Origin of the sequence: Cellulophaga baltica (assembly GCF_018861125.1) — a bacterium.
GTDB classification, from domain to species: Bacteria; Bacteroidota; Bacteroidia; order Flavobacteriales; family Flavobacteriaceae; genus Cellulophaga; species Cellulophaga baltica_A.
The window spans coordinates 57,142-75,836 of record NZ_JAHKQN010000015.1; the positions used below are offsets into that span (position 1 = coordinate 57,142).

General features: G+C 30.5%; 18 protein-coding genes and 1 other RNA gene. 10 read left to right on the plus strand and 9 right to left on the minus strand.

All coding sequences use genetic code 11. The annotated features are described in order from the left end of the window. The first annotated feature begins 62 nt into the window (after nucleotides 1-62). Both ytxJ and glyA read left to right on the plus strand, forming a co-directional pair. Nucleotides 63-458: a bacillithiol system redox-active protein YtxJ gene (ytxJ, locus tag KO500_RS06410; protein WP_215955695.1), complete on the plus strand. Its 396-nt coding sequence runs from the start codon at nucleotides 63-65 to the stop codon at nucleotides 456-458. Nucleotides 459-640: 182 nt separating this feature from the next. Continuing rightward, the gene (gene glyA, locus KO500_RS06415) at nucleotides 641-1,918 is read left to right on the plus strand and encodes a serine hydroxymethyltransferase (protein ID WP_215955696.1); all 1,278 of its coding nucleotides are present in this window, start codon (nucleotides 641-643) and stop codon (nucleotides 1,916-1,918) included. A 125-nt stretch (nucleotides 1,919-2,043) separates the two neighbouring features. On the opposite strand, the gene KO500_RS06420 is transcribed toward glyA, so the two are convergent. The 8 genes from KO500_RS06420 to KO500_RS06455 form a co-directional block, all read right to left on the minus strand. Continuing rightward, entirely contained in the window at nucleotides 2,044-2,703 is a 660-nt protein-coding gene (locus tag KO500_RS06420) for a hypothetical protein (RefSeq protein WP_215955697.1), read from the minus strand. Between the two features lie 151 nt (nucleotides 2,704-2,854). Continuing rightward, nucleotides 2,855-3,526 carry a histidine kinase gene (locus KO500_RS06425; RefSeq protein ID WP_215955698.1) on the minus strand — a complete coding sequence of 224 codons (672 nt, stop codon included), beginning with the start codon at nucleotides 3,524-3,526 and terminating at the stop codon, nucleotides 2,855-2,857. Between the two features lie 14 nt (nucleotides 3,527-3,540). Further along, entirely contained in the window at nucleotides 3,541-5,625 is a 2,085-nt protein-coding gene (locus KO500_RS06430) for a tetratricopeptide repeat-containing sensor histidine kinase (protein ID WP_215955699.1), read from the minus strand. Nucleotides 5,626-5,708: 83 nt separating this feature from the next. After that, nucleotides 5,709-5,879, minus strand: coding sequence for a hypothetical protein (locus tag KO500_RS06435; RefSeq protein ID WP_215955700.1), 171 nt, complete (start codon nucleotides 5,877-5,879; stop codon nucleotides 5,709-5,711). Between the two features lie 149 nt (nucleotides 5,880-6,028). Further along, nucleotides 6,029-6,763, minus strand: a complete 735-nt coding sequence (locus KO500_RS06440; protein ID WP_215955701.1) for a LytR/AlgR family response regulator transcription factor — start codon at nucleotides 6,761-6,763, stop codon at nucleotides 6,029-6,031. A 102-nt stretch (nucleotides 6,764-6,865) separates the two neighbouring features. Then, nucleotides 6,866-8,356 (minus strand): hypothetical protein, encoded by a 1,491-nt coding sequence (locus KO500_RS06445; protein ID WP_215955702.1) that lies wholly within the window; start codon nucleotides 8,354-8,356, stop codon nucleotides 6,866-6,868. A 12-nt stretch (nucleotides 8,357-8,368) separates the two neighbouring features. Beyond that, complete coding sequence (locus tag KO500_RS06450; protein ID WP_215955703.1) at nucleotides 8,369-8,761, minus strand: acyl-CoA thioesterase; 393 nt, start codon at nucleotides 8,759-8,761, stop codon at nucleotides 8,369-8,371. Further along, complete coding sequence (locus KO500_RS06455) at nucleotides 8,761-9,804, minus strand: glutaminyl-peptide cyclotransferase (protein ID WP_215955704.1); 1,044 nt, start codon at nucleotides 9,802-9,804, stop codon at nucleotides 8,761-8,763. Before KO500_RS06455 ends, KO500_RS06450 begins: the two co-directional genes overlap by 1 nt. 163 nt (nucleotides 9,805-9,967) lie before the next feature. Between KO500_RS06455 and ffs the strand changes: the two genes are divergently transcribed. The 3 genes from ffs to fsa all read left to right on the plus strand — a co-directional run bounded on the left by ffs (nucleotide 9,968) and on the right by fsa (nucleotide 11,662). After that, nucleotides 9,968-10,066, plus strand: an RNA gene (gene ffs, locus KO500_RS06460) — signal recognition particle sRNA small type. 86 nt (nucleotides 10,067-10,152) lie between these two features. Further along, on the plus strand, nucleotides 10,153-10,962 hold the full coding sequence (locus KO500_RS06465) for an SDR family oxidoreductase (protein ID WP_215955705.1): 810 nt from the start codon (nucleotides 10,153-10,155) through the stop codon (nucleotides 10,960-10,962). A 46-nt stretch (nucleotides 10,963-11,008) separates the two neighbouring features. Next, a complete protein-coding gene (fsa, locus tag KO500_RS06470; RefSeq protein ID WP_215955706.1) occupies nucleotides 11,009-11,662 on the plus strand; it encodes a fructose-6-phosphate aldolase in 654 nt (217 codons plus the stop codon). A gap of 91 nt (nucleotides 11,663-11,753) precedes the next feature. On the opposite strand, the gene KO500_RS06475 is transcribed toward fsa, so the two are convergent. Further along, the gene (locus KO500_RS06475) at nucleotides 11,754-13,106 is read right to left on the minus strand and encodes a transaldolase (RefSeq protein WP_215955707.1); all 1,353 of its coding nucleotides are present in this window, start codon (nucleotides 13,104-13,106) and stop codon (nucleotides 11,754-11,756) included. Between the two features lie 203 nt (nucleotides 13,107-13,309). Here KO500_RS06475 and KO500_RS06480 point away from each other — a divergent pair, with 203 nt between their 5' ends. From KO500_RS06480 to KO500_RS06500, 5 genes are all read left to right on the plus strand, one after another. Then, nucleotides 13,310-14,932 (plus strand): ABC-F family ATP-binding cassette domain-containing protein, encoded by a 1,623-nt coding sequence (locus KO500_RS06480; RefSeq protein ID WP_215955708.1) that lies wholly within the window; start codon nucleotides 13,310-13,312, stop codon nucleotides 14,930-14,932. A 253-nt stretch (nucleotides 14,933-15,185) separates the two neighbouring features. Beyond that, nucleotides 15,186-15,725 (plus strand): fasciclin domain-containing protein, encoded by a 540-nt coding sequence (locus KO500_RS06485; protein ID WP_215955709.1) that lies wholly within the window; start codon nucleotides 15,186-15,188, stop codon nucleotides 15,723-15,725. Between the two features lie 140 nt (nucleotides 15,726-15,865). Beyond that, nucleotides 15,866-17,290, plus strand: a complete 1,425-nt coding sequence (locus KO500_RS06490) for an L-serine ammonia-lyase (protein WP_215955710.1) — start codon at nucleotides 15,866-15,868, stop codon at nucleotides 17,288-17,290. Between the two features lie 104 nt (nucleotides 17,291-17,394). Then, nucleotides 17,395-18,162 carry a DUF3050 domain-containing protein gene (locus KO500_RS06495; RefSeq protein WP_215955711.1) on the plus strand — a complete coding sequence of 256 codons (768 nt, stop codon included), beginning with the start codon at nucleotides 17,395-17,397 and terminating at the stop codon, nucleotides 18,160-18,162. Then, nucleotides 18,163-18,630 carry a GyrI-like domain-containing protein gene (locus KO500_RS06500; protein WP_215955712.1) on the plus strand — a complete coding sequence of 156 codons (468 nt, stop codon included), beginning with the start codon at nucleotides 18,163-18,165 and terminating at the stop codon, nucleotides 18,628-18,630. Nucleotides 18,631-18,695: the final 65 nt, after the last annotated feature.

Here is an 18,695-nt window from a genome sequence, read left to right on the forward strand (position 1 = left end):
GACATTTAGTCAGTATGTAAGTTTTTTTATTGACTTCGACTTAATATATAAAGTTACAAAATATGGGATTGTTTAATAATCTATTTGGGAATAATAATAACACAGATAAGAAAGAAGTAAAGGGGTTGCCTTGGATACCTTTAACCAGTGTAGATCAGTTAGATGAGATTGCTTCAAAATCTAATGATAAATTACAGCTGATATTTAAAGATTCTACAACATGTGGTATTAGTAGAATGGTGAAGAATACTTTAAAAAGTTCATATAACCTTAGTACTGAAGAAGCGGATTTGTATTATTTAGATTTACTTTCTTATAGAGAAGTATCAAATGAAACAGGCGTTAAATTTCAAGTTATACATCAATCACCACAATTATTAGTGATTAAAGGCGGAGAAGCTGTAGCAAATGCTTCGCATGGTGGAATTACTGAAGTAGATTTAAAAAGTTTTATTTAAAACTACGCCTTATTAAAATTTTCAAAAAACCCATTAGATACAAACTGTATCTAATGGGTTTTTTATTGACATAACATAATTGTTAATTGCTGTTTAATAAGTTCTGTATCAAATATGTTATTTAGTATGAATTAAGATTCGCAATGTGTATTTTTGCACTGAATTTAACAGTTATTATAATTATGCAACGCGACAATCAAATTTTTGAACTTATAGCTGAAGAAAAACAGCGCCAAATTAATGGTATAGAACTTATTGCTTCTGAGAACTTTGTAAGTGCTCAAGTAATGGAAGCAGCAGGATCTGTATTGACAAATAAATATGCTGAAGGATACCCAGGCAAGCGTTATTATGGCGGTTGCGAAGTGGTTGATGTTGTTGAGCAAATTGCAATTGATCGTGCAAAAGAGTTGTTTGGAGCGGCATACGCAAATGTGCAGCCACACTCTGGTTCGCAAGCAAATGCATCAGTTTACCATGCATGTTTACAGGTTGGTGATACTATTTTAGGTTTTGATTTATCTCACGGTGGTCACTTAACACACGGTTCTCCTGTTAACTTTTCAGGTAGATTATACAATCCTGTATTTTACGGAGTAGATAAAGAAACTGGAATTTTGGATTATGATAAAATTCAAGAAATAGCTACTAAGGAAAAGCCAAAAATGATTGTAGCTGGGGCATCGGCTTACTCTAGAGATATTGACTTTAAAAAGTTTAGAGAAATTGCTGATAGTGTAGGTGCATTGTTATTAGCTGATATTTCTCACCCATCAGGGTTAATTGCAAAAGGAATTTTAAATGATCCGATTCCTCATTGCCATATAGTAACGACTACAACACATAAAACATTAAGAGGCCCAAGAGGTGGATTAATATTAATGGGTGAAGATTTTGATAACCCATTTGGGATTAAATTAAAAAACGGAACATTACGTAAAATGTCTGCGTTATTAGATTTAGCTGTTTTTCCAGGGAACCAAGGAGGACCATTAGAGCATATTATTGCGGCTAAAGCTATTGCTTTTGGTGAAGCATTGACTGATGAGTATCTGACTTACATTTTACAAGTTAAAAAGAATGCAGATGCAATGGCTAAAGGTTTTGTGAAAAAAGGATACCAAATAATTTCTGGTGGTACTGATAATCACATGATGTTGATTGATTTAAGAAATAAAGATATTACAGGTAAAGATGCTGAAAAGGCCTTAGTTAAGGCTGATATTACTGCAAATAAAAACATGGTTCCTTTTGATGATAAGTCTCCTTTTGTGACTTCAGGTATACGTTTTGGTACTGCAGCAATAACAACTAGAGGTCTTAAAGAAGGCGATATGGAAACTATTGTTGAGTATGTTGATGAAGTATTATCAAACTACGAAAACGAGGAAGTTTTAGAAGCTGTTAAAGTGAAAGTAAATGCATTAATGAACGGTAGAGAATTGTTTTATGCTTGTTAAGAAGTAAAAAAACTAACTAAAATTCATAAAAAAGCCATTATTTAAATATAATGGCTTTTTATGTTGTTAATGGTATTTAATGGTTTAGTGATCGACTCTTAGAGTGTTTTTGTTATAGAGAATAGTTAATGGTTTATCATCGTTAATTCACCATTTATTATTTGCTTGTTTTTAAAATCATAGATATCAGCTTCTATTTGATCTTCAAAGTAAAGTGCCCAAAAAGTATAGTATTCGCCAATATTCTCTTTATTAAGTCCTAATGAAAGTAAATTACAGTCTTCTTGAAATATTTTCTCTTCAAAAACAGGAACATGGATTTCTAAAGGCATTTTATTGAAACCTCTAGTGAAAAACAGAATATTCTCATTAAGTTTTACAATTAGCTCTTGAAGTTGTATTGCAATGCTATTTTCAAATATTTTATTAATAATTATAGTGCAATCAGTAAATACAAGATTCAATTCATCAATATCTATAGATTTAGAATTAGTATTTCTGACTTTTTCAAAAGCTTCAAAAAATAAATAATTTTCTTTTTGAGAACTTAAATTTAGCTTTCCGATTTTTTGGTCTGCAAGAAGTGAGAGTCCAAAAGCAATATCAAAATTAAATTTAGTTTCAATGATTAAATTTTCAGAATCTTCATCATTATTTAAAACAGCAACATTACAATAGAAATCTTTCTCAATTTTTAATTTGAAAGCTTCTAAACCAAAAATGTCATTGCCTTGAAAAGGTGCTCTACCAAAATCTTTTTTGTGATTTTTTTTGTTAGCCGACATAATTAATTATTTAAGGGGATTTAAACAAACTTAGTTTTTAAACCACACCTTAGACTAAACAAAAACCACAGAAATTTTAAGGTTTTTGTTTAATTGTTTTTAATTATTTGATTAACAGTTTTTTATGCTGTGTTTTGAGTAGTAAAAAAGATTATATAAAGCCTTTTTCTTTAGCAGCTGTAATTAATTTGTAGTCATTTTCTTTATCAACACCAAAAATCTCTTTTAGTTGTCTTTTTCTGTTTTCAATACCAGAAAGTGATAGTGAGACAAATTCGACCATATCTTTTGTCTTTGTACCAATTGATAGATAGTACAATAACTTTTTGTCGTTATCATCTAAATGAATGTTGGTAGACATTCGATTTCTTATAGCAATTAATGCTTTTTTTGTGTAGAATGGGGGAGCTGTTAAAACCGTATTGACCATATCGGTTAAAGCATCTTCATTAATTTCGGTCTTTACCATATAACCTTCGGGGTTTACGGTTTGCATAATGCTATTTATACGGTAATTATCACTAAAAGAAGATAGAAAAACAATTTTAGAATTTGGGGATATTTTCCTCGAGATTATTCCTAAATCTTCACCTGTACGTGAATATCCTTCTTTAATTGGTGAGAGTTGAATGTCTAATAAAATAATGTCATAAGGGCTGTCTTTTTTTACTTCTTCTTCGATTTTTAGTTTTCCGGAATCAAATGAATCTTCCATATCCATCTTAACCTTAAAATCTTTAAAATCGAAATCTTCAAGAATATATTTATACCCCAACATTGTCATTTTATGATCATCAACAGCAAGTATTTTTAAGCTCTTCATCTACTTTTTTTAATCTAAGCTGTTTTTTCAGCTTCATTGATATATGGAATTTTTATTGTTAGCGTAGTTCCTTTGCTTGCAGTGCTTTCAACTATAAAACTTCCATCTAACTTTTTTAATCTTGATTTGATATTTCGAAATCCAATTCCTTTTCTATTCTTTTTGGTATCAAATCCAATGCCATTATCTTCAATACTTACGATAATTTTATTGTGCCTTAAATCAAAATTAATAAAAATAGTATCGGCTTTAGCGTGTTTAATGCAGTTTTGAATACTTTCTTGTACTATTCTATACAAGTTAATTTTTATTTCCCCTTTTAAACCATCCCAATCTAAATCTGAATTGTATTTAAATTTAAAATCGATATTTTCAGTACCCATTTCAAAGGTTTTCACTAAAGCATCAATTGAAGAAATAAAATTTTGCATTTTTTGATATGCAGCATAATTCAATTCATGCGATAAGCTCCTAATATCTTCAGATAAATCAGCTAGTTCCGTAATAATTTCTCCGCGTTGTTTTACGGATTCAGGGTCTGTTTTTTTATTCAAACCTAATAGTACTAAACGAATGCCTAAAATTTTATTTAAAAAACCATCATGCAATTCTTGAGAAATCCGTTCTTGTTCAATTTTTTTACCTTCATTTAATTTACTTTGTTGTTTTAAAAGTAAATTGAAAATTTCTTGATTGGCTTCCTGTTGTTGTTGCTTAAATTGTAACTCTTTGTTTTTGTTGCGTTGAATAAATATGATAATTACCGCTATAATAGTTATTAAACCACCAATGCTCATAGTTATCCAGAGTCTTTTTTCTCTAAATAATAAATCGTTTTTTTGAGCTAAAAGTTCATTACGTTCAATAAATTCATCAGTTTGAAAGCGTGTACGTGCGAACTTATCTCTTAATTTCCGCTCATCTTCAATTACTTTTTTGTTTATTTTAAAATATTCTTGAGCGTAAGCTGTGGCGTTGTCTTTATCAACTGTTGTTAAAAAGTCTAAGATTCTGAGTAAGCTCTCATAATTTTCAGATTCTCTAGATAGTTTTAAACCCTTTAAAGCGATTGCTTTTGATTGTAGTGTGTCTTTTTTGTATGCTAACCATTTGGCGTAATGACCGCTAGTTGTGGCTTCACTGTAAGTGTTTTTCAGGTCTTTTGTAATGGCTATAGCTTCTAAGTAAATTGGAGTTAAATCTTCTTTTGTATTTAAAGCTATTTTTGCATTTGAAAGATTAACATTTACCTTGCTGTACAATTGGGGCCTGACAGTGCGAAGATTTTCAAATTTTAAAACTTTGCTAAAGCTGTTGTTGGCCTTTTTGTATTCTTTTGCGTACAAATGTGTAACACCTATATTGTTTTCAATAATAATACGACTAAGGTCATTGTCACTAGATGTTTTTAAGTACGACTTTGCTTTAACAAAATATTCAACTGCTTTTTCGTGGTCACCTAATGAATGTGTAATGGACCCTAAGCTATTGTAGGCACGAGACAATCTAGTGCTGTCATTATCTTTTTTAAATATTTCCATAGCCTTAATAACGCTTAATTCCGCGCCGCTATAATCTGATACTCTTCTTTGCGTTAGGCTTAGGCTCAAATATAAACTAGCTACTCTATCTTCAAATTCAAGATTTGAGAAAATGTTTAAAGATTTGTTATAATAAAAAAAAGTACTGTCAATTTGTTTAGTGTTTTCCAAAAAAAGCCCTAAATCCCAATAAGCATCTCCTAAAATACTTGAATCCTTTTGAATTTCAGCTAATTTGATAGCATCATGATTTACTTGTCTAAAAAATAGCGAATCAGTACTGTAAATTGATTTGTAAGATAAATTTGAAAGGTGCTTTAGTTTTACAGTATCAATTTTTAGTTGATTCACTTGAAGTAAAATCTGTTTGAATAATAGTTTTTGCTCCGTACTATCAATTTTTGAATTAAAGCTTTTATTTATTAATATGTCTAAGGAGTCTTGCGATACTTTGGGTGTAATTTTCTCAGTGGTTTTAGTTTCGTTTTTGCAAGAAAAGCAAGCATACGAAAGCCATAAAAAAATTAAAAAGGAGATTGTTTTTTTTAATGCTTGCATCTAAAATATTGAAAGTAGCAAGATATAAAAAAGCCTTAAATATTCTAAATTTAAGGCTCTTGTAATATTTAAAAACTAAAGATTTATCCTTTTGGGTCTCTAGGTGGTGTTTCAGTATGACAATCATTACACGAAGCATTTTCTAAAGTTTGTAATTCGTATACGCTATCATCTTGCGTTGCGCTTTCTGAAGTACAAGAAAATAAACCTAAATTCATTACTACTACCGCTAATACTGTTGCTATTTTTCTCATGATTCACTTATTTTTTATTAATTAAATTGGTTCAATTAATTTGGTGATTCAAAAGTAGTACGCGGTAGTTGCGATATATCTATCGTAAATTTTTGCTTAGTATTTATAGAGCATCTATGAGTATTTCGTCGATTTTTGTAAGAATATACTTAATTAAAAGCTTTAATTGTCGTTTTGGTTAATAACCTCTTTAATTCATCAATATTAGATTTGTATGATTTTGAAAAAGGTATTTGTGTTCCTGAAATTTTTAAAGAGCAGATTGATTTTCCGTAATTGATTCTAAAAATATAATCAGTGTTTAAAATATAACTTTGATGTATTCTAATAAAATTTATAGGCAACCTACTTTCAAAGGCTTTTAAAGTTTTAAAGGCGCTTATTATGGTATTATCCTTCATTATAACATCAGTAGTGTTGTTGTCTGCTTTTAAATAAAGAATGTCATTTGTATTTAAATATCTATAATCTTTATATGATTTTAAGCAGAGCGTTGTATTTGATAGTTGTTCTTTATTATTTAGTTTGTTTAATTTGAGCGTGGTTTTTCTAATATCAAATTCATTCAATGGTAATAACCAATAATCAAAAAAGCTGTTTTTAATAGCATCATAAGCGTGAGATTTGTTCTTTGAAATGCCAATAATTACAGGCATATGTTTAATGTATTGGTATAATTCTTGCACCATATTGAAAGTATCTTTTGCTTTTTTGTTTAAAAAGACAAAAATGATATCGGGCATTTGTTTTAAAATAGTATTTAAGCCTTCAGTGCAATTACTAGTAACGCCTGTACATTTAAATTCTTTAAAATTAGATAATTGAGTTCTTAATTGGTAGCTAGATTTAGTATCGGCATTTACAATTGTGTATTCATACTCCATGGCATCTATTTTATGCCAAAATACCATTTGTAATTAAGAAAAGACTAAATAAAAACCACAGAATAACTAAGGTTTTTATTTTTTAATCAGTTGTAGATGAGTTTATTCAATATAATGTTGGTATGCTCCAAGGTCAGGGTTTGTAGTTCTATTAAAACCTAGAATATCAACAGGAACAGTTGAGGCAGTTTCTTTGTCCGCTTTATCAATAGCAAAAGATGTCTCGCTTATTTTAAAGTTATTTAGACTAGTGTTAATATATGAGGCATTTTCATTTACATAAATAGTGTTGAAATTTGATTCGTTATCAGTATTACTTGTAGTTTTTATCATGCAGAAACTAAAGCTGTAATTGAATGAGTCACTATTTTCGTTATCTAAAAGACTAAGCTCATTATTGCTATTTCCATCAATTATACAGTTGGTGAAATTTGCGTTTTCTAATAAAATATTATTATTAATTTGAAGTGCTGTGCCAGATCTAAACGAAGAGGTCCAATAATTAGCGATGGTACAATGTCTAAACCTGTAATTTCCGCCATTAGTAATATGTAATGATGTACCACCAGCATTACCAATAACTACATTTGTGGCAGTTATATTAGAGCTTTTACAGAATAAATTAGTGTTGCTACTATTGTATATTTGAGTATTGTGAAGTGTAAGGTTGTTATCGGTATTTGATAATTCACCTTCGATATATAAACCAATAGTCGCATTTTTAACAGTTAAATTATTAATTTGATTGTTAATACTATTCTTATGTAGCCATATTGTTCCCCATTGTCCTGGAATAGTACTGTATTCGGGTTCCAAGCGGTCACCTTCAAAAATAACCTCATTTTCAAGTAGGTCATTATCATTACTAATAGTACCGTTAATTTGTAATGAACTGTTTGCTTGTGCATATAGTCCGGAGTTATCGTGAAAATAAACTCTTGCACCAGCATCAATATTTAAAATTTTGTTTTTAGGTATAGTGGCATACCCGTAAATCACATAAGGTTTTTCGTTGGTAAAATTTAGTTCTTTATCATCCAATTCAAAACCATTTACAACGGTATCCTCACCATCAGAACTTTCTAGAGTTATTGTTTCAGAAATTCCTGTAGCATCTTTGTTTGGGTATAAGAAGATTGCATCTTGTATTAGTGTCACTAATGATACGCTCTGTTCATTCTCCCCAGTATCAAAAATAATTGCATCAGTATATAAAAACTCATTTAATGAATTCTCAGAAATGGTAGCAGTTGTTTCGATAAAAATATAAAGACTGTCGTTTGCAAAAACGGGAGTGTTGATAAACGTTTCACCCGCTTGCCCGTCTACATTTATTCGGTACTGACTATTAAAACCATTTTGTAAGCTTATGGTGGGTATGCTAATATCATTATCAGTAGTGTTGTAAACTTTTAAGCTATAGGTACTACTACTAATATTTGCAAAAACAGTATCTAAAAAAACAGTGTCCTTTGAAAAAGATAAATTGCCATTACTAGCTTCGTAATCAAAATCTTTACGACATGAACTCCAAAAAATAACCAAACACAATATGCTTAATGTAAGAGTGTATGATTTTATTCTTTGATTCATAATTATATAGTTTTACCTAAAAACATCTTTTATTTCTTCTGATACACGAATAGGTCTTAGGCTTTTAGAATCTAATAAAACCCATTCGGTTTTTGAAGTTAAAATTAGCTCACCAGTAGTTTCGTCATGCATTTCAACCATACGGATTGATAGCGCACCTTTTGATAATTTTATAAAAGTTTTTAAAGCAATTACGTCATTTAAAACGGCTGCTTTTTTGTATTCAATAAAATGACTTTTTACAACCCAAATACAATTTTCTAATAATTCTTTTGAAGCTTTTTCCTGCCAATGTTCTTTAGCAATATCTTGAATCCATTGTACATAAATAACATTATTTACGTGGTTAAGATCATCAATGGCGTCTTGTTCTACTTGTATTTTTTTAAAGTAAGGCTTGTACATTATTTTTTTATGATTTTAACCTCAAAAAGTTTATCCCAGTTTTTACCGGTTACAAAAAAAGTAGCTCTTGTTGGGTTGTAAGCTACACCGTTTAATACATCTAAACCAGCATGCTTGGTAACCTTGTTTTTTAATCCACCAAAATTGATAACACCTTCAATAGCACCACTTTTAGCGTGAATAATCATCATACTTTCTTTCTGCCAAACGTTAGCGTAAATTTTACCATCTACGTACTCTAGCTCATTTGCTTTGTTGAAAATAGATTTATTAGTTACTGTTTCAATATGACCTTCTTCAGCTAAAGTTTCAGGGTTCAATAACCAAATTTTTTCACTACCATCACTCTTATAAAGTTCTTTTCCGTCGTTAGTAAATCCCCAACCTTCTTTACTAGAGCCATATTTAAAGCTGTCTAATTTATCAAAAGTATGAACATCATAAATAAAGCCAATTCCACTTTGCCAAGTTAGCATATAAACTTTGTCATTTAAAATAGTAATACCCTCTCCAAAATAAGTGTCCTCTAAATCTATTTGTTTTATAATTTTCCCTGTTCTAAAATCAATTTTTCTTAAAGTTGATTGTCCTTTTCTACCGGTACTTTCATACAAAGTATCTTTGTAAAACTCTAAACCTTGCGTAAATGCTTGTTGGTCGTGCGGATACTCATTAATAATTTCATAAGAATAAACTTCAGGACTTTTGCTTGATAGTATTTTTATTTCTTTAGTAATAGCTTCTGTTTTACCATCATAAGTAATATTTGCTTTAAGAGTTTTGCTTCCTAAAACAGGCATATCTAAATTAATTTTGTTGTCTGATAGACTTATTTCTTTATCGTCAATAGCATAAGACACAGCTTCAATTTCAATATTCTTTTTATTGGTTATGGAAACAGTTACATTTTCATTTTGCTGAAATTGGGTTTTGTTACCTTCTAATTTTATTTCAAAAAGTTCAGAAGCAACTTTATTATTTGTTCCGCAAGCATTAAAAAATAGGCCTACAAAAGCTAAAGTGATAATAGTAAAAAGTCTCATTATTAATATTATTTATTATTTTATGAATATTTATGTTGTAATTTAATCTTCAAAATTTTGGAAATCAAACAGATAGCATAATCTTTAAGGTTAAGCAAGTTATTTATTTAAATTAAGAATGTAAAATGATTGTAAAAAAAATAAAACATTGTATATTTGCAGCCGGCAAGTCCTACGCGACCAGCTCCTGTAGAATCCCCCAGGGTGGGAACGCAGCAAGGGTATATGGTTGTAGCGGTGCGACGTAGGTAGCTTGCCTTTTTTTAGCTTTAATTTCTTCAAAGCATATTCAATTCCTCTTTTTTCTAGCTTTAATTATTTGTTTATTTGTACTTATATTTTTGTGGTATGAATGATAAGGTTGTTTTAATTACTGGAGGATCTTCAGGTATAGGTAAATCTATTGGTGTTTTTTTAAAGACAAAAGGATTTAAAGTTTACGGAACTACGAGAAGTACTGCGAAATATCCCGATTTTAAAGAGTTTAATTTATTAGAATTAGATGTTAAAGTTGAAGAGACTATTTCAAGAGCTGTTGCAAAACTAATTGAATTAGAAGGTAAGATTGATATTTTAATTAATAACGCTGGTGTAGGAATCACAGGGCCAATAGAGGAAACTCCGAATTCGGAAATAGAAAAAGCATTTGATACTAATTTCTACGGACCAATACGGATGGCAAAAGCTGTTTTACCACAAATGCGAAAACAAAATTCAGGATTAATTATAAATATTACTTCAATAGCAGGGTATATGGGTTTACCTTACCGTGGTATATATTCGGCAACCAAAGGAGCTTTAGAATTAGTTACTGAGGCAATGCGTATGGAAGTGAAAGATTTTGGGGTGCAAATGACGAATTTGGCGCCTGGTGATTTTGCTACAAATATAGCTTCAGGAAGGTATCATACTCCTGTTTTTGAAAATTCAGCATATGAAAAGCCTTACGGAGCAACTTTAAAAGCTATTAATGATGGTGTTGATAGTGGTGGAGACCCTATACAAGTAGCGCATGAAGTATTTAAAATTATAAATACGGGGAAACCAAAAGTACATTACAAAGTGGGCGATTTTATGCAGAAATTCTCTTTAAAACTAAAAAATATTCTTCCAGATAAAGTGTATGAGAAATTACTATTAAACCATTATAAATTGTAGCTTTGTATAGAACGTAATTTTTATTAATAATTATAATAAGTCGAACATGAAATTTTTTATAGATACTGCTAATTTAGCACAGATTAAAGAAGCCCAAGAATTAGGTGTTTTAGATGGTGTAACCACAAACCCTTCATTAATGGCTAAAGAAGGCATTACTGGAAAAGAAAATATATTAAAGCACTATGTAGATATCTGTAATATTGTTGATGGAGACGTTTCTGCAGAAGTAATTTCTACTGACTTTGACGAAATGGTTAAAGAGGGTGAAGAATTAGCAGCTCTTCATGAGCAGATTGTGGTAAAATTACCAATGATTAAAGATGGAGTGAAAGCATGTAAGTATTTTAGTGATAAAGGTATTAGAACTAATGTAACTTTAGTATTCTCACCAGGCCAAGCTCTTTTAGCAGCTAAAGCAGGTGCAACATATGTATCTCCATTTATTGGTCGTTTAGATGATATTTCTACTGATGGCTTAAACCTTATTGCTGAAATCCGTCATATTTATGATAACTACGCATTTGACACACAAATATTAGCAGCATCTGTAAGGCATACAATGCACGTTATTGATTGTGCTAAGCTTGGTGCAGATGTAATGACTGGTGGTTTAGCTTCAATTGAAGGTTTGTTAAAACACCCATTAACTGATAGTGGTCTTGCTAAGTTTTTAGAAGATTACAAAAAAGGAAATTAAAACTGTAAAGTTTTATAATATAAAAAAACCGTTGAACATATTGTTCAACGGTTTTTTTATGTCTGTTATTTAAATTAAGTATTTATAAAGCTTAATTAATACGATATATATTTTTATAAGCATCTACAATTAACCCATCATTAACAACAATAGCCTTGTTTAAACCGTCAATTATAAGCGTATTTCTAAGTAATTTGATATCATCAGCTTGATATTGATTTTCTAATGAAATATCACTTGCTTTAAGTATTTTTTTCCAATCATATTCTAATGTGCTAAGGCTAATGCCAATAAAAGTAGTATTTGGTTTTAACATTTTTAATTTAGCAACTCTTCTATGAATATTTTTAAAATGTCTTGAATTTTTACCTGTCCAAAAGTAGAATACAATATCTTTTTTAGTGTTTGAAATGTCTTTTAAAGAAACTTTATTACCTAGACTATCAATTACATCAATTTCAGGAATTGTATGTGAAGGCTGCATTTTAATCACACCTTCATATAAATCATGTATTTCAGCTATGTGTTTATTGTTGCTAGATAATTCATGAAAACTTTCTAAAAACACTTTATTGTTATCATTATTGTCATGCACCTTTAAAAAGTAACTCATGGCAACATTTCTAAATAAATTATCTCTTAATTTTTTACCATTTACTAAACTATCAATTAACTTGAGCTTATGAAGATTAAAATGAAGATGATCTTTTATGTACCTGTCACCTTCGTTTACACAAGCGGTGGCGCAATCATTATAAGCTAGATTGTCAAAATGACGTTTCATGTAATCATAATAAGGAGTAAAATAAGTTAGTTCCTTATTATCAAAGTCTAAACCTTTTCTAAAAGTGTAAAACTCTTCAGGAATTTCAGTAATAGTCCCTTCTTTTTTCCGCTTATTATGAACAAAAGGGTATTTTTCTTTATTTATATAACTACTATAGTTAATACTTGCATTGGCAAAAGCTGTTGCTTTTTCTGAAATTTCAACATCAACTTTTAATTCAGATAGTAAATTAGTTTTCCTTTTTCTGAGAGAATCGATTTTTTGTGAAAAAGCTAATGGGTCTAATTTGTAGTAAGATTCTATCAGTGGTTCTTCTTCCTCATTATTTAGGAATACCTCAATTAAAAAGTTATTTATTTCTTCACCGTGACCAGAAAACACTAAAGATTCATCAAAAGACATGGTGTTTAATCGAACCATTAAACTATCACCTTTAGATAAGTAAATGTACTGGTATTGAGGTGCGTGTCTAAAATTATATAAGCCTTCGTCTATATTATTTAGTGTGATTGAAAACCTATTATGCATGTCCAACTGCGCAGAATCTACAACAATATCATCTTTGTATAGAATAACAGTTTCACTAGTAGGATTTACAATTTCACCGGCAAAAATAGTAGTTTTATTATCAGAAGAATTACATCCTATAAGACACAAAATTACAAGACAGAAAGAATATTTATACATATAAGAAATAACATCTATTGTGGCGAATTTAATAAACAGGTCAGATTCAAGGTGTTAATGCGGAGTTAAAATATATATAAATGGTTGAAATACTGTATGTATATCAGTGTGTTTATTGTTAGTTTTAGGGGTAAATTTTGTTTATTTTTGCGCAAATTTAAAAAATACTGTCTATGTTATCTGTATCCAATCTATCGGTACAATTTGGAAAAAGAGTTCTTTTTGATGATGTAAATATTTCATTTACACAAGGGAACTGTTATGGAGTTATTGGTGCTAATGGGGCTGGAAAATCTACATTCTTAAGAATCATGGCTGGGCAAATTGACCCAACTTCAGGGCATGTGAGTTTAGAGCCAGGAAAAAGAATGTCTATTCTTGAGCAAAACCACAACGCTTATGACGAAATAAATGTTCTTGAAACTGTGGTATTAGGTAATAAACCTTTAGCGACTATCAAAAAGGAGATGGATGAGCTTTATGCTGATTATGATGATAAAAATGCAGATAGAATAGGAGAGCTTCAGGTTCAGTTTGAAGAAATGAATGGTTGGAATGCTGATAGTGATGCGGCTGCATTATTGTCTAATTTAGGTATAGCTGAAGAGCTTCATTATACCATTATGGGTGATTTAGATTCTAAATTAAAAGTAAGAGTGTTATTAGCACAAGCTTTATTTGGTAATCCAGATGTGCTTATTATGGATGAGCCTACCAATGATTTGGATTATGATACAATTAGTTGGTTAGAGCATTTTTTAGCAAACTATGATAATACTGTGATTGTAGTATCGCATGACCGTCACTTTTTAGATTCTGTTTGTACGCATATTGCAGATATTGATTTTGGAAAACTAAACTTATTTTCTGGTAACTATACGTTCTGGTATGAGAGTAGTCAATTAGCGGCGAGGCAAAGAGCACAACAAAACAAAAAATCAGAAGAGAAAGCGAAAGAGCTTCAAGAATTTATCATGCGTTTTAGTGCAAACGTTGCGAAAAGTAAGCAAGCAACGTCTCGTAAAAAAATGTTATCAAAATTAAAGATTGAAGATATAAAACCTTCTAGTAGAAGATATCCTGCAATTATTTTTGAAAGAGAACGTGAAGCGGGTGATCAAATATTAAATGTTGAAAAACTATCTGCAACTTCTGAAGATGGCGATTTACTATTTAAAGATTTAAATATAAACCTTGCAAAAGGAGATAAAGTAGCTGTTTTTTCAAAAGATTCAAGAGCAACAACTGCTTTTTACGAAATTGTAAATGGAAATAGAGAGGCAGATACAGGTGAGTTTCAATGGGGAATCACAACAAATCAATCGTATTTGCCAGCAGATAATCACGCCTTTTTTGAAAGTGATGATAACTTGGTTGATTGGTTAAGGCAATGGGCAAAAACTGAAGAGGAGCGAGAAGAGGTTTATGTTCGTGGTTTTTTAGGAAAAATGCTATTTAGTGGTGATGAAGCTCTAAAAAAGTGTTCGGTATTATCAGGAGGAGAGAAAGTACGTTGTATGTTAAGTAGAATGATGATGCTTAGAGCTAATGTTTTAATGCTTGATGAGCCTACAAACCATTTAGACTTAGAGAGTATTACAGCGTTTAATAATTCACTTAAAAACTTTAAGGGTACAATGCTTTTTACAACGCATGATCATGAGTTTGCGCAAACTGTAGCAAATAGAATTATAGAGTTAACGCCAAATGGTGCAATTGATAGGTATTTGACTTTTGATGATTATATGTCTGATAAATCAATAAAAGAACAAAGAGAAAAAATGTATACCGTGTAGTATTTAATACACCTTAAAATAGAATTTATAAAGAGTGCAATTCGCACTCTTTTTTTATGTCTATGTATTAGTAGGTAAGTCTATTCTTACCTACGTGAAAATCAACATTATTAAAATGTTAATTTCTTATAATTTTGAGCTTAATTTACGTTACTAAAGAAATAATAAGTGTATCTTGGCGTTAAATATGTGTATTTCATCGATTATATGTATTTGCCCAAATTTTACAATGATAAATATTTCAAAATCCCCTATGAAGTTTTTTTTAGTTCCCCTAGCATTCATTACACTCCTTTTTTCTACAACAAACGCACAAGCTCAATCTACGAAGATGGATCCTCAAAAATCTATCATTAGTAATGCAGAAGCATCAGGTAATCACGATTTACTTTTAGCAGCAGTAAAGTTATCAGATTTAGAAACGACCTTAGATAATGAAGGTCCTTATACTGTTTTTGCGCCAAGCGATGTAAATTTTGATCAATCGACAAAAAAGAGGGTAACAGAACTTATTCGTCTTAAAAATAAGAAAGAACTACAAACTGTAATTGGTTATCATATTGTTCCGGGGAATATTACAGCTTCAAAAATATTAAAAGCACTTTGTAGAGGTAAAGGTGTTGCAACTTTTACGACAATTACAGGTGATAAGTTAACTGCTACTATGAATGGCTTAGATATTGTTTTAACAGATAAAAACGGAAATCAATCTACAATTACAAAGGCTGATGCTAACCAGTGTAATGGCGTTATTCATGAAATTGATAACGTACACTCACCAATAAAAGCATAATATTTCAACTTTTTTTAGGACATATGCTCATAAATAATTGCATATAAATTCTAGTAAGCGTTATATTGCAACCAAAAATTTGTTACATTAAACTTATATTTGATTAACAAATGTTTTATTTACAACAGTAAGTAGTTTGTATGGAAGCAATTAGCACTTTTGACATGTTAAAGATTGGTATTGGTCCGTCAAGTTCACACACTTTAGGGCCTTGGAGAGCAGCAGAAAAGTGGTTGGTGGAATTGCAAAAAAAAGTTGCTTTTGTTGATGTTATTGAAGTTAATGTTTACATCTATGGTTCTTTATCTCTAACAGGTAAAGGGCATGCTACAGATTACGCCTTAATGCTTGGCCTTTCTGGCCAAGATCCTGAATATATTCCTATAGAGAATATTCACACTATTATAAATAGAATAAATGAAGAAAAATTTATTGAATTAGACGGCAAATTTACTATTTCCTTTAATCCTGAAAAAAACATAATATTTAAAAAAGAGTTTCTTCCATTTCATGCAAATGGGATGACTTTTGAGGCAATTTTATTTGATGGCCAAAAATTGAAAACTACTTATTATTCTATTGGGGGAGGTTTTGTTGTTAAAAAAGAGCAAAAAAGAGCAAAAAAAAATATAGAAATTTTCAATAGCTTCCCGTTTCCTATTGCAAATGGTGTACAGCTTTTAAACTATTGTAAGGATCAAGATAAATCAATTTCAGAAATTGTTTTAGAAAATGAACGCTCTTTACGAACAGATAAAGAAATTGACACAGAGTTAAACCGAATTTGGGATACAATGTTAGATTGTATGTATACAGGTTGCCATACCGAAGGTTTTTTGCCAGGAGGTTTAAATGTTCGTAGGCGTGCCTTTGAAATACATCAAAAACTAAAAGAAAATAATCCTTATGAATCTTCAAAAGAATGGTTGTTTTCGATAAGAAATACTACTGTAAAATTTAGACAAATTTTACAATGGGTAAGTTGTTTTGCTTTGGCTGTTAATGAAGTTAATGCCTCTTTAGGTCGTGTGGTTACTGCACCAACCAATGGTAGTGCAGGGGTGATCCCCGCGGTTTTAATGTACTATATGGTTATTGAAAATCATGAAGCAGATTTTACTCAAATTAAAAAATTCTTGCTGGTAGCAGGTGAAATTGGTAGTATTTTTAAAAAAGGAGCTACTATTTCTGCTGCAATGGGTGGCTGTCAAGCAGAAATTGGAGTTTCTTCAGCAATGGCCGCAGGTGCACTAACCGAAGTATTAGGGGGTACGCCTGAGCAGGTTTTAATGGCGGCAGAAATAGCAATGGAACATCATTTAGGTTTAACATGTGATCCTATAAATGGATTGGTGCAAATACCTTGTATTGAACGAAATTCAATGGGAGCTATCAAAGCTATCAATGCGGCTGAATTGGCCTTAAATTCTAATCCCGAAGAAGCTAAAGTTCCTTTAGATAAAGTGGTGAATACTATGTGGGAAACCGCTAAGGATATGAACTCAAAATATAAAGAAACATCTAAAGGTGGTTTAGCAGTAGATGTTTCTTTCACTGATTGCTAAAAAGGATTACAACCTTAATTTGATGCTATTTTAAAACGAAAAAAAGATAATAATATTAGTAATTTTTGTTCATTTTCTTGTTATTTCGCATCAAAAATTTAAAAATGGAAAAACTAGAGCATATTGAAAATGAATTATCTGGTTTAAGAACACAATTAAAAGAGCACAAACTTTATAAAAACCTTAAAAATATTGATGACATAAAAACATTTATGGAATATCATGTTTATGCGGTTTGGGATTTTATGTCTCTTTTAAAGGCAATACAAATACAGCTTACTAATACTACAACACCTTGGATTCCTAAAAAAAATGCTACACTTGCACGTTTTATTAACGAGATTGTTCATGGTGAAGAGAGTGATATAAATGAATTAGGAGAACCTAGAAGTCATTTTGAAATGTATTTAGAGGCTATGAAACAAGTTGGTGCTAGTACACAAAAAATTGATCAATTTATTCAAGTTATAGAGGAAGGTAAAAGTGTTACATGTGCTTTTGAAGCTATAAATGTTTCAAACTCAATAACTGATTTTGTGAACTTTTCTTTTGAAGCTATTGATACACAACAAGCACATGTAATAGCTTCTGCGTTTACATTTGGGCGTGAAGATTTAATACCTGATATGTTTTTTGAAATTCTTAAAAGTGCAGATGCAGAAAACAAACAATATAACAAGCTAAAGTATTATTTAGAAAGACATATTGAACTTGATGGGGATGAGCATGGTCCACTTTCATTGCAAATGATATCAGAGTTATGTGGTAGTGATGATCAAAAATGGAATGAAACCCTTGAAGTTGCAAAACAAGCTTTAATACAGCGAATTAAATTGTGGGATGGTATTAATAATGCAATAAATACGAAGTAAATGGAACCTGAGATTGAAATACTTTTGTCTAAAAAGCTAGTAGGTAAAAGTATTGAAATGAGTTTTGTAGAAAATAAGACTCATGAATTGTGGAAGAGTTTTATGCCTTTAAAAAAGCTAATTAAAAATACGGTAGGAACAGATTTGTATTCGATACAAAAATATCCTGTTAATTTTAACCCTCAGATGAATTTTACAAAGTGGGCGACAATTGAAGTTGCAGATTTTGACAATGTGCCAGATAATTTAGAGAAGTATACTCTTGTTGGTGGATTATATGCAGTATTTATTCACAAAGGTCTGGCGTCTGATTTTCAAAAAACATTTCAATATATATTTAATGAATGGTTACCAAATTCTGAATACAAAATAGATGATAGAGAGCATTTTGAGGTTTTAGGTGCTAAATACAGTACTGATGATCCAAATTCAGAGGAAGAAGTGTGGATTCCTGTTCAGTTAAAATAAAGAAAAGTCTAGTGTTGTTTACTTTTATTTCATACCAAAATAACTAAACAATTTTCTTACTTTTA

What these genes read in the sequence shown, in the direction of transcription:
- ytxJ (WP_215955695.1), top strand. Translation starts at nt 63, where the DNA reads ATGGGATTGTTTAATAATCTATTTGGGAATAATAATAACACAGATAAG.
- glyA (WP_215955696.1), top strand. Translation starts at nt 641, where the DNA reads ATGCAACGCGACAATCAAATTTTTGAACTTATAGCTGAAGAAAAACAG.
- KO500_RS06420 (WP_215955697.1), bottom strand. Translation starts at nt 2,703, where the DNA reads ATGTCGGCTAACAAAAAAAATCACAAAAAAGATTTTGGTAGAGCACCT.
- KO500_RS06425 (WP_215955698.1), bottom strand. Translation starts at nt 3,526, where the DNA reads ATGAAGAGCTTAAAAATACTTGCTGTTGATGATCATAAAATGACAATG.
- KO500_RS06430 (WP_215955699.1), bottom strand. Translation starts at nt 5,625, where the DNA reads ATGCAAGCATTAAAAAAAACAATCTCCTTTTTAATTTTTTTATGGCTT.
- KO500_RS06435 (WP_215955700.1), bottom strand. Translation starts at nt 5,879, where the DNA reads ATGAGAAAAATAGCAACAGTATTAGCGGTAGTAGTAATGAATTTAGGT.
- KO500_RS06440 (WP_215955701.1), bottom strand. Translation starts at nt 6,763, where the DNA reads ATGGAGTATGAATACACAATTGTAAATGCCGATACTAAATCTAGCTAC.
- KO500_RS06445 (WP_215955702.1), bottom strand. Translation starts at nt 8,356, where the DNA reads ATGAATCAAAGAATAAAATCATACACTCTTACATTAAGCATATTGTGT.
- KO500_RS06450 (WP_215955703.1), bottom strand. Translation starts at nt 8,761, where the DNA reads ATGTACAAGCCTTACTTTAAAAAAATACAAGTAGAACAAGACGCCATT.
- KO500_RS06455 (WP_215955704.1), bottom strand. Translation starts at nt 9,804, where the DNA reads ATGAGACTTTTTACTATTATCACTTTAGCTTTTGTAGGCCTATTTTTT.
- KO500_RS06465 (WP_215955705.1), top strand. Translation starts at nt 10,153, where the DNA reads ATGAATGATAAGGTTGTTTTAATTACTGGAGGATCTTCAGGTATAGGT.
- fsa (WP_215955706.1), top strand. Translation starts at nt 11,009, where the DNA reads ATGAAATTTTTTATAGATACTGCTAATTTAGCACAGATTAAAGAAGCC.
- KO500_RS06480 (WP_215955708.1), top strand. Translation starts at nt 13,310, where the DNA reads ATGTTATCTGTATCCAATCTATCGGTACAATTTGGAAAAAGAGTTCTT.
- KO500_RS06485 (WP_215955709.1), top strand. Translation starts at nt 15,186, where the DNA reads ATGAAGTTTTTTTTAGTTCCCCTAGCATTCATTACACTCCTTTTTTCT.
- KO500_RS06490 (WP_215955710.1), top strand. Translation starts at nt 15,866, where the DNA reads ATGGAAGCAATTAGCACTTTTGACATGTTAAAGATTGGTATTGGTCCG.
- KO500_RS06495 (WP_215955711.1), top strand. Translation starts at nt 17,395, where the DNA reads ATGGAAAAACTAGAGCATATTGAAAATGAATTATCTGGTTTAAGAACA.
- KO500_RS06500 (WP_215955712.1), top strand. Translation starts at nt 18,163, where the DNA reads ATGGAACCTGAGATTGAAATACTTTTGTCTAAAAAGCTAGTAGGTAAA.